The sequence below is a fragment of the Microbacterium sp. J1-1 genome, from assembly GCF_024498615.1.
GTDB lineage: Bacteria > Actinomycetota > Actinomycetes > Actinomycetales > Microbacteriaceae > Microbacterium > Microbacterium aurugineum.
Genome location: NZ_CP089590.1, coordinates 3,596,343 through 3,607,533, shown reverse-complemented (window position 1 = coordinate 3,607,533; position 11,191 = coordinate 3,596,343). Strand labels below are relative to the sequence as shown.

General features: G+C 66.5%; 6 protein-coding genes. 3 read left to right on the top strand and 3 right to left on the bottom strand.

From position 1 onward, the window contains the following. Positions 1–201 precede the first annotated feature (201 nt). Entirely contained in the window at positions 202–3,723 is a 3,522-nt protein-coding gene (locus LRQ07_RS17550; protein ID WP_256535369.1) for a hypothetical protein, read from the top strand. 371 nt (positions 3,724–4,094) lie between these two features. Here LRQ07_RS17550 and LRQ07_RS17545 read toward each other — a convergent pair whose 3' ends face one another. After that, on the bottom strand, positions 4,095–4,730 hold the full coding sequence (locus LRQ07_RS17545) for a response regulator transcription factor (protein ID WP_256535368.1): 636 nt from the start codon (positions 4,728–4,730) through the stop codon (positions 4,095–4,097). Between the two features lie 676 nt (positions 4,731–5,406). Here LRQ07_RS17545 and LRQ07_RS18505 point away from each other — a divergent pair. Both LRQ07_RS18505 and LRQ07_RS17515 read left to right on the top strand, forming a co-directional pair. Next, the gene (locus tag LRQ07_RS18505; RefSeq protein WP_264760417.1) at positions 5,407–9,375 is read left to right on the top strand and encodes a lectin-like domain-containing protein; all 3,969 of its coding nucleotides are present in this window, start codon (positions 5,407–5,409) and stop codon (positions 9,373–9,375) included. A gap of 60 nt (positions 9,376–9,435) precedes the next feature. Then, positions 9,436–10,050, top strand: a complete 615-nt coding sequence (locus LRQ07_RS17515; protein WP_256535367.1) for a class I SAM-dependent methyltransferase — start codon at positions 9,436–9,438, stop codon at positions 10,048–10,050. Positions 10,051–10,054: 4 nt separating this feature from the next. Here LRQ07_RS17515 and LRQ07_RS17510 read toward each other — a convergent pair whose 3' ends face one another. Both LRQ07_RS17510 and LRQ07_RS17505 read right to left on the bottom strand, forming a co-directional pair. Next, positions 10,055–10,282, bottom strand: a complete 228-nt coding sequence (locus tag LRQ07_RS17510; RefSeq protein WP_131493235.1) for an RNA-binding S4 domain-containing protein — start codon at positions 10,280–10,282, stop codon at positions 10,055–10,057. A gap of 96 nt (positions 10,283–10,378) precedes the next feature. Continuing rightward, positions 10,379–11,182, bottom strand: coding sequence for a hypothetical protein (locus LRQ07_RS17505; protein ID WP_256535366.1), 804 nt, complete (start codon positions 11,180–11,182; stop codon positions 10,379–10,381). Positions 11,183–11,191: the final 9 nt, after the last annotated feature.

Below are 11,191 nucleotides of genomic sequence, written 5' to 3'. Positions count from 1 at the left end.
CTCGGGCCGGATCGTCGATCGCTCAGCGCGTTGACCCGTCTACTTGCATGCGGCGTTGTCTGTTCCAGCGCGCCGAAACCTGGCGCGCTCTCTTTCCCGCGCGCCGAAAAGCTTCCCTGCACGAAAGGTACCTTCTCCATGGGATCACGAAAACCACGAACCCGATACTTATTGTCGACGATTCTCGCGGGCACGATTGCCGTGCTCACGAGTCTCGTCGTCGTCCCTCCGAGTTTCGCCGCCACGGTCGTGGGGGAGGACGGCCTGACGGTCGACGTCTCCCCGAACCAGGTCGTCGAAGCGGATGCCGACGGCTTCACGCTGACGATCACTGACGACAATCTCAGTGGCGCAGATTTCGACTCCTACCAGGTGTCGGGAATCCCGACCGGCTGGTCGGTCGTCCTCGACGGCGGGGCGGCTGAGGTGGTCTCGCCCGATCCGCTGATCTATTCCATTCCGCGTACGCACAGCGAGCTGCGCGTCGTCGCCCCTGCCGACTACGTCGGCACCCTGTCCGGTGTGAAGATCGCGCGAGACACCAACGGCCCGAACCTCGTCACCGACTTCGACAACGGGACGTTCGACTACCTCGGTGAGTCGATGCCGCAGATCCCAGCGAACACGATCTACGCCTGGGACGACCCCTCGACGGTCCACGAGACGGAGGGGTGCAACCCTGTGACGCCGTACTACGGACCCTGCGACGGGCAGTACACGATCTGGCCGACGACCGACTTCGGTGGTCCGGATGCGGATCGCTACAACAACCTTTGGGCTGATGTCCGGTCGATTGACGACGCACTCCCCAACACCGGCGCGACTTCCAGCGACGTGATCTGCGGTGCGGATCCGATGAGGAGCCCGGCCACGAACCTCACTCAGGTCACCACCGAGCAGTCCGCCGGTTCGGGCAAGGTGTTGATGATGAACGGATCGATGTCGTTCCCCACGCCCCACGACCTCATTTCCACGACGGTCAATGGCCTGGAGCCCGGCGCCACCTACACGGTCAAGGGTCATGTGACGAACATCAGTTACAGCGCGGGCAACGTGCTGCCGGTGCAGTCCGCGTTCTACGTGACCGACAGCGAAGAGACGAAGAACATCGGCTCGTCCCTCCCGATCGCGAAGCAGAGCTCCTGCCTGAACCAGGATGTCGTCTGGGGACAGAACGTCGGCACGTTCGTCGCCGACTCGCTGGGAACCGCGACGATCGGACTGCGCAACTACGCGGCCGGCGGCTTCGGCAACGACTTCGCCGTGGACAACCTCTCCCTCGTGAAGATGGCCAGTGTCTCGGTCGACCTCGTCGTCTTCGCCACGCCGGATGCTGCGATCACGCTTGACAAGGACTACGTCGTCGTCGATGACGTGAACGGCAACGGGATCAACGACCCGGGTGATGTCGTGAAGTGGACGTTCGTCATCACTAACGCTGGCAACGTGTCGTTGGATGATGTGCGTGTCCTGGACCCGCTGCTCGATGAGCTGGGTGTCGCGATCACGTGTGACCCGACCTCCCTGGCCGCCGGCGCGTTCGCGGTGTGTGAGTCGGAGAACTACACGATCACTCAGGCCGACGCGGATGCCGGTGAGATCTACAACGTGGCGACGGCGACGGGCAACGTGACTCCGGGCACCCCGGGTGACCCGGGAGACCCGGTGAGCCCTCCGGACGAGGTCATCATCCCGACCGAGCCGACCCCGGCTCCGGGAATCGCGCTCGACAAGGACTACGTCGTCGTCGAGGACGCGAACGGCAACGGGATCAACGACGCGGGCGATGTGATCGCGTGGACGTTCGATGTCACCAACACCGGCAACGTCGCGTTGGAGAACGTCGTCGTGGATGACCCTCTCCTGCAGGATCTCGGAATCGCCGTGACCTGCGACCCCGCTCCTCTGGCTCCTGGTGAGTCGGTGCTGTGCCGCTCGGGCGACTACACCATCACTGAGGCCGACGTGGAAGCCGGTGAGATCCTGAACGTGGCGACCGCAACGGGTGGTGTCACGCCGGGTACCCCGGGCGACCCCGAAGACCCGGTGAGCCCTCCGGACGAGGTCATCATCCCGACCGAACCGACTCCGACTCCCGCGCTGTCGCTTGACAAGGACTACGTCCTCGTCGACGACGCGAACGACAACGGAATCAACGATCCGGGTGACGTCGTGAAGTGGACCTTCGCCGTCACCAACACCGGCAACGTGCCGCTGGACGATGTCCGTGTCCTGGACCCGCTGCTCGACGAGCTGGGTGTCGCGATCACGTGTGACCCGACCTCCCTTGCCGCTGGCGAGTCTGCGGTGTGTGAGTCGGAGAACTACACGATCACTCAGGCCGACGCAGAAGCCGGTGAGATCTACAACGTCGCCACCGCAACCGGAACGGTTCCTCCGGAGACCCCGGGTGACCCGGGTGACCCGGTGAGCCCGCCCGATGAGGTCATCATCCCGACCGAGCCGACCCCGGCTCCGGGAATCGCGCTCGACAAGGACTACGTCGTGGTCGATGACGCGAACGGCAACGGGATCAACGACCCGGGCGACGTGATCGCCTGGACGTTCGAAGTCACCAACACCGGCAATGTCGCGTTGGAGAACGTCGTCGTCGATGACCCGCTGCTCGATGAGCTGGGTCTCGCGATCACGTGTGATCCGACGTCGCTGGCCGCAGGCGAGTCTGCGACGTGCCGTTCGGAGGACTACACCATCACCGAGGCTGACGCCGAGGCCGGTGAGATCTACAACGTCGCCACCGCGACCGGTAACGTCACGCCGGGTACTCCGGGTGACCCGGGAGACCCGGTGAGCCCGCCCGATGAGGTCGTCGTCCCGACCGAGCCGACCCCGACTCCGGCCATCGCGCTGGAGAAGGACTACGTCCTGGTCGACGACGCGAACGACAACGGGATCAACGACCCGGGCGACGTCGTGAAGTGGACCTTCGCCGTCACCAACACCGGCAACGTGCCGCTGGACGATGTCCGTGTCGTGGACCCGCTGTTGGACGAGCTGGGTGTCGCGATCACGTGTGGTCCGACCTCGCTGGCCGCTGGTGAGTCCGCGGTGTGCGAGTCGGAGAACTACACCATCACGCAGGTCGACGCCCTCGCCGGCGAGATCCACAACGTCGCAACGGCGACGGGCGCCGTTCCTCCGGGGACCCCGGGTGACCCGGAAGACCCGGTCAGCCCGCCCGACGAGGTCGTCATCCCGCTCGAGCCGCTCGTGGCTGGCCTTGAGCTCGTCAAGTCTGCGCAGCTCAACGACACCAACGGCAACGGCTGGGCTGACGCCGGTGAGACGATCGACTACTCTTTCGACCTCACCAGTACCGGTACCGCTGAGTTGACAGATGTCTTCGTCGACGACCCGATGCTGACTGACGCCGGTATCGCGGTCGAGTGCCCGCAGACGGCGCTCGCGCCCGGCGAGTCCATGACCTGTCACGCCGTGAAGGGGTACACCGTCACGGAGCAGGACGTGGAGGACGGTCAGGTGTACAACGCCGCGACCGGCTACGCCGAGGTCCCCGACAACGTCGAGCCGATCGATCCGCCCGAGAGCGATGTGACCACCCCCGCTGACGAGGCTACGTACCTCGCGTCGACGGGTGGAAGCAGCCTGGGCATCATCGGCGGCGCGGCTGCGCTGCTCGTGGTCGCGGGAGGAGTGCTCCTCTTCGCGCGACGGATGAAGCGCCCGGTGATCGAGGCGTAACAACCGCCTGATCACGTCACAGAGCGGCGTGCCATGTCTACCGACGTGGCACGCCGCTCTGTCGTCTCTCAAACGGACTCTCCGGAGCCGACGGTACTCACTGAGAGGGTGAGCTTCTGCTCCTATGCGGAATTCCGTCGCACCTTCTACTTAAGTCGAACGGTTCTTGGAACAAGGTCGCGCTCGAACTGGTGATGTTGTGACTGGGGGAGACGGGGACGCCCGTCAGTGCTCCGACGCGCGGCTGGGGGGCCGCCGTCGGAGTGGCGCCGTGGGGAGGCGCCTCGGTGTGGTGGCCTTGCCGTGGGGAGCAAGGCCACCAGCCACCGTCGCCGCTCTTCCCCCGGGCGCACTGCGGCCGGAAGGGGTCGTCAGACGCTGCCGTCCGGTACGAGGCCGTCTTCGATGGCGCGCCGGAAGAGATCCACCTTCGTGAAGGCCGGTCGACCTGCGGTCACGTACTTCCGGCGGATGCCTTTGATGTGATCCACGACCGTGTTCCGGCTGATGCCCAGCGCCTCACCCACCTGCGCCGCCGTGTATCCGGTGGCGTACAGCTCCAGCACCTCACGTTCCCGGGGAGACAACGCGACCTCGGGTGCGAAGAGCGGAGTCCTCGTGCTCGAGTCGAGCTCCCGCGCTGCTGAACGGTTCCGCTGGGTCGCACGGATACCGGCGATGACCCGGTGGAGAGGATCGGTCTTCCGCATGCTCTCCACACCGGCGGATCCCGGCACCTGTGCGGCGGAGAGCATCGGTGAGACGCCGGAGAAGACCAGGACTCCGATGCCGCGCGACACGAGTGCTTCCCAGTGAGGTGGCTGCGAAAGGGGCCCCCCGATCGCGGGGTCGACCAGCACCACGTCCAGGGTCTTCCCGGCCGAGAGCAGTTCGCGGACGCTGCGTGCCGAGCAGACGAAAGTCATGTCCGGTTGCGCGTTGATCAGGACCGTGATGCCCAGCACGAGCGCCGGCTGGTTGTCGATGATCCCCACGCGAATCGGCACGCATCAAGATTCGATGCCGAACCGTGACCGCGGTGGTCGCCTGCGTCGAAAGGGGTACACCGCGGGCCGAGAATTGCGTAGTCGGTTCCAGCCGCTACGTAGTCGTCGCCGGTGTGACGACGTCGACCCGCGCGTGCCGGAGCTGGACGACCATGGGGGAGGGGAGATGGGCGGTCGTCCAGCCCGGACCATGAGATGGTCACAACCTATGGCGCTTCCCGCGGAAGGTAAATCCCCAGTTGTGGGGATACGGAGGGAGTCTCGCCCGGCATGGAGAAGAGGGGACCTGAGGAACCCGTTCCCGCAGGCCCCCTCACGTCGTGCCGCGGGCACGACGCGACACAAGGCTCGAAGACGCCCTGTCGAGGGCAGGACCCGAACCCGCCCTCCGTAGGACATGTAAACCGATGGCCTGGTGCTGGCATCGCGCGTCGATCGGCTTTGCGTGCTGTTCGGGGGACGTTGCGTAGGAGCGACCCGGTGTCTCCGTGCCGTGGTACCTGACGCCTGTCGACAACCATGCCTTGTGGCCGGCCCTTCCCCGCGCTACTGTCCGAGGCACAGACACACGGGCCACCCACCCGCGGGTCTCGTCGTGGCAGTACCGGCATTCGCGTGGATGGTCGATCTCATCTGCTGTTCACACGAGATTGGTGCGGTGGTGAAGATGCGAATCGTGAAAGCCCGATCACGTGAGCGAGGCGTGGCCGCCTTGCTCGCCGCGGTCAGCGTCGTCGCCGCTTCTCTGATCTTCGCGTCCCCCGCGTATGCTGCGGGGTCGGTCCTCCTGGACGAGACGTTCGGGGGCGAAACCGTTCCCGATGTCCGAGCGATCGGACTCGATGGGGCATGCATCACCGGGGCCACCGCTGCGCCGCCACCCGGAGCCTCCAACTTGGGCCCGTGCACGTTCACGAACGGTTCCCCGACGCCGGGGCTTCTTCCGGGATGGCTCCAACTCAACGATGAGAGTCAGAACCGGAACGGCGGGATGGTGTTCGATCGCGCACTCCCGGCGAACGCCGGACTGGCGATCGAGTTCGATCAGGCGCAGTACGGCGGCAGCGGTGCGGACGGAATCTCCTTCTTCCTCTCGGACGGTTCGCGGTCGCTCACGAGCACCGGCGGCATCGGTGCATCTCTGGGTTACGCGCCGTTCATCTTCGGGGGAACATCGCAAGAGGGGGTCGCGGGGGGATACCTCGGTGTCGCCTTCGATGCCTGGGGGTACAACACCAACGACGATCAAGGCCGTGGCGTCGGGTGCCCGGCCCTGTCGGGCTACCTCTCCCCGCCGCGCGTCGGCAACACCGTCACCCTGCGTGGGCCCGGCGACGGCTACGAAGGATATTGCTTCCTCGCGTCGACACGACTGGGCCCTCCCGGCGGTGCCTCCACGCTGCCGGGCACACTGCGCAATGCCGTGGGTCCCGAAGAGGCTGTCCGCAACGTCCGGGTGACGGTATCGCCGGATGAGTTCCCTGTCGTGACCGTCGAGATCGACTTCACGGGAACCCGGACCGCGTACCAGACGGTCCTCTCCTACGTCATGGACGAGCGCCCGCCGGCGACCTACAAGTTCGGCTTCGCCGCATCGACGGGTGCAGAGACGGACGTGCACCTCATCCGCAATGTGCAGGTGATGTCGGTGAATCCACTCGGCGACATCAGCCTCGTCAAGCAGGTCGACCGCACCGATCCTCAGCCGGCGGCATACGGGCTCGGCGACACGATTCCCTACCAGTTCGTCGTCACCAACACCGGAGTAGAGCAGCTCACCGGGGTCGTGGTCGACGACCCGTTGATCGCGGACGTCAGCTGTCCGTCCACCGTGTTGGGCCCGGCCGGCGGGGCGGACTCGTCGATGGTTTGCACCGGCAGCTATACGGTCACCGCGGGGGATGCGCAGCAGACCAGCTTCGTCAACACGGCGACCGTGATCGCCCAGAACAGCGTCGGGGAGCAGGTCACCGATGAATCCTCGGCGACGGTCGACATCACGATCGCTCATGCCTCGCTCGCCTTGACGAAGATCGCTGTTTTGAATGAGGGGAATGGGAATGGCCTGGCGGAGCCGGGGGAGACGGTCACGTATTCGTTCGCGGTGACGAATACGGGGACGGTGACGGTGACGGATCCGGTGGTGGATGATCCGCTGGTGGGGTCGGTGACGTGTCCGGTGTCGATTGCGCCGGGGGAGACGGTGACGTGTACGGCGGATGCGGATTACACGGTGACGGAGGCGGACATCCTCGCGGGTGGGGTGGTGAATACGGCGTCGGTGTCGGCGACGCCGCCGGCGGGTGTGACTCCTCCGGATCCGGTGGAGGACACGGTGACGGTTCCGACGCCGGTGGCTGTTGCGGGTCTGGGTTTGGAGAAGATCGCTGTTTTGAATGAGGGGAATGGGAATGGCCTGGCGGAGCCGGGGGAGACGGTCACGTATTCGTTCGCGGTGACGAATACGGGGACGGTGACGGTGACGGATCCGGTGGTGGATGATCCGCTGGTGGGGTCGGTGACGTGTCCGGTGTCGATCGCGCCGGGGGAGACGGTGACGTGTACGGCGGATGCGGATTACACGGTGACGGAGGGGGACATCCTCGCGGGTGGGGTGGTGAATACGGCGTCGGTGTCGGCGACGCCTCCGGCGGGTGTGACTCCTCCGGATCCGGTGGAGGACACGGTGACGGTTCCGACGCCGGTGGCTGTTGCGGGTCTGGGTTTGGAGAAGATCGCTGTTTTGAATGAGGGGAATGGGAATGGCCTGGCGGAGCCGGGGGAGACGGTCACGTATTCGTTCGCGGTGACGAATACGGGGACGGTGACGGTGACGGATCCGGTGGTGGATGATCCGCTGGTGGGGTCGGTGACGTGTCCGGTGTCGATCGCGCCGGGGGAGACGGTGACGTGTACGGCGGATGCGGATTACACGGTGACGGAGGGGGACATCCTCGCGGGTGGGGTGGTGAATACGGCGTCGGTGTCGGCGACGCCTCCGGCGGGTGTGACTCCTCCGGATCCGGTGGAGGACACCGTCACGGTTCCGACGGCGATTCCCGACGCGGGGCTCACTCTGGAGAAGATCGCGAATCTCGCTGAAGCGGATGGTGACGGGATCGCCGAGATCGGCGATGTCATCAGCTACGAGTTCGTCCTGACCAACGTCGGCAATGTGACCCTGGTGGATGTCGGGGTCAGCGACCCGACAGTCGGAACGGTGATCTGCGACACGACCACTCTCGCGGTCGGCGAGTCCACCACGTGTGTCGCTCCTGCCACGCACGTGGTGACGGAGGATGACATCCTTGCCGGGGCGGTGACGAACACCGCGACCGGCGTGGCCACACCGCCGGTGAACGTCGGGTTCCTTCCCCCGATCGACACCGCTATCGTCCCGACCGTCGAGGCGTCGGCGGGGCTGTCCATCGTGAAGGACGCGACGATCGACGACACGAACGGGAACGGTCTCGCGGACATCGGTGAGACGATCGCCTACTCGTTCGTGGTGATGAACACGGGCACGGTCACGGTGAGTGACATCACGGTCACCGATCCTCTGGCGGGGAGTGTGACGTGTCCGGCGACGTCGTTGGTGGGTGGCGCGTCGATGACGTGCACAGCTGATGTGCCCTACACGGTGGTGGAGGCGGATCTCCTCGCCGGTGGGGTGGTGAACACGGCGACCGCTGACGGCACGGTGCCTGACGGGGTGGAACCGATCGAGCCACCCACCGACACGGTCACGACCCCCACCCCTGCTGACAGCGCGGGGCTGGCGATCACCAAGATCGCCCAGGTGGATGACGCGGACTCGAGCGGTCTCGCCGGGCTCGGTGAGACGATCGCCTACTCGTTCGTGGTGATGAACACGGGCACGGTCACGGTGAGTGACATCACGGTCACGGATCCTCTGGCGGGGAGTGTGACGTGTCCGGCGACGTCGTTGGCGGGTGGTGCGTCGATGACGTGCACCGCGGATGTGCCGTACACGGTGGTGGAGGCGGATCTCCTCGCCGGTGGGGTGGTGAACACGGCGACCGCTGACGGCACGGTGCCTGACGGGGTGGAACCGGTCGAGCCACCCACCGACTCCGTCACCACGCCGACCGACTTCCCGACGGCCGGAATCGAGATGGTGAAGAGCGCGACTCTCGACGATGCGAACGGAAACGGCCTCGCCGACGTCGGCGAGACGATCGACTACCGCTTCCAGGTGCGCAACACCGGGAACGTGACGCTCGACCCCGTCACGATCGACGACCCGATGATCGGTGCTGTCACCTGCGACTCGGAGTCGCTGCCGCCGGCGACGATGATGGAGTGCGCGGGTGCGCCCTACACGGTCACGACGGACGACATCGCCCGGGGCAGTGTCGTGAACGTGGCGACCGCGAACGGGACGCCTCCGAACGGCGTCGCGCCGCCTCCGCCGAGTGAGTCCACCGTCACCGTCGCCACCGCGGCACCTCCGGCTCCCCCCGTGCCCCCGGGCGGAGGGGGCGGCGGTCTCGCCGTCACCGGTGCGGCGCTGGGCGGAGGACTCACACTCGCTGCACTGCTCCTGTCGCTCGGTGCAGCCCTTCGCGCAGCCGATCGTGTCAGCCGGAAGGAACTGCTCATGAATGCGAAGAGCGTGCTCTAGGAGCCGCCCGATACCGTGGGTTTCGACGATCCGGACGATCCGGTGAAGGGACGAACATCCATGCCGGAGAACACCGGGAGCGACGGCCGCATCCGCGAGGGCTACTCCGCCCGCGCGGGGGAGTACGCGGAACTCTTCGGCGACATCGACCAGATGGATGCCGACGACCGCGAGCGCATCGCGAACTGGGCGGAGGGGATCGACGGTCGCCTCCTCGACGCGGGGTGCGGTCCCGGCCACTGGACGGCGTTTCTCGCCGCGCGAGGCCACGCGGCGGAGGGCATCGACCTCGTGCCGGAGTTCATCTCCCTCGCGACCGCCCGGTACCCGGGCGTGCCTTACCGGGTCACGTCATTGTCCGAGGCCGACCTCGAGGAGGGGTCGCTCCGTGGCGTGCTCGCCTGGTACTCGTTGATCCATGCGAGCCCGGATGAGCTTCCTTCGCTCCTGACGGCGGTGCGGTCGGCTCTCGAAGACGGAGGGGCCCTGCTCCTCGGATTCTTCGACGGCCCCGACGGTGAGCCGTTCCCCCATGCCGTGACCACCGCGCACCACTGGAGCGTCGACGGGATGTCCGCGCTGCTGGAAGCGGCAGGTTTCTCGGTGATCGACAGTGAGACCCGCGTGCCGACCGGAGCACGACCTCACGCGTCGATCAGCGCCGTCGCGGTCTGAGGCGTCAGGGGCGGACGCGGACCGTGCGGCCCTCGAATGAGACCAGGTCGCCATCGCGCAGCTGGCGTCCGCGGCGGCGATCCACCTCGCCGTTGACCGTCACGTAGCCGTCGATGATCACTTCTTTGGCGTCACCGCCGGAGTCGAGGAGACCCGCGAACTTGAGGAACTGCCCCAGGCGGATCACCTCACCGCCGATGGAGATGTCGTCGATCGGTCCGGAACTCGTCATCCCTGAATGCTAGTCGCGCGACAAGCGTTCGAATCGCGCACACGGCTCGATGGGGGCACCGGATGAAGCCATGTGCGCGATTCGGACGGGGCTCGATCAGTCGAGGTCGGTCCCGACGACCGCGAAGTCGGCGCTGAAGTCGATGTCGATCGAGCGGTTGTCGGAGGTGAGGACCGAAGCGTCGTAAGGGCTGGTGTCATCCCCGTCGACGTCGAGATCCGTGATCATGCCCTCGGCCTCCTCGAAGGCTGCGGCGACGAGGGCGCGGATGGTGGCATCGTCGAGAGTGAGCGTGGGTGCGGTGTCATCGTCGTCGGCGGCGTCCGTTGCGATGACGGATGCGGCGAGGTCTTCGGTGACTCGCACCTCGCTCTCACTGCCGTCGGAGGCCGTCAACTGCACCTCCCAGGTCCCGTCACGCTTCGCGTCGATCGATGTGACCTCGCCCTCGGCGGCGCCGCGCGCGGCATCCACGATGTCGATCAGCTCATCGGCCGAAGCCGCGCCGATGCCGGTCGAGGGACCCCGGTCGTTCATCCGCGCGTCGTCGTGTTCGCCGCGGTGTTCCTCATGGCGACCGTCGTCGTGGCGACTGTCGTCGGAGATCGAGGGGCGGTGATCGTCGTCGAACTCATCACTGATCGCGGCGCCGACGGCGATACCGCCGCCTGCGAGGACGACGGCTGCCGCGATGCCGCCCCCGATGAGCACTGCGCGCGTGCGGCCCGACCTGGGAGCAGCTTTCGCCGGAGCGGCGACCGGATCGGCTGCGGGGAACGTCGGGTGCTGCCCGTCGCCGACGGTCGGAGCGGCGGACTCCGGAGCCGGGGATACCGGAACGGTCTGCGCATCCGGGGTGCTCTCGGGCGTCTGGTCGGGGGTGGGGGTCTTGTCATCCATGACCCGATG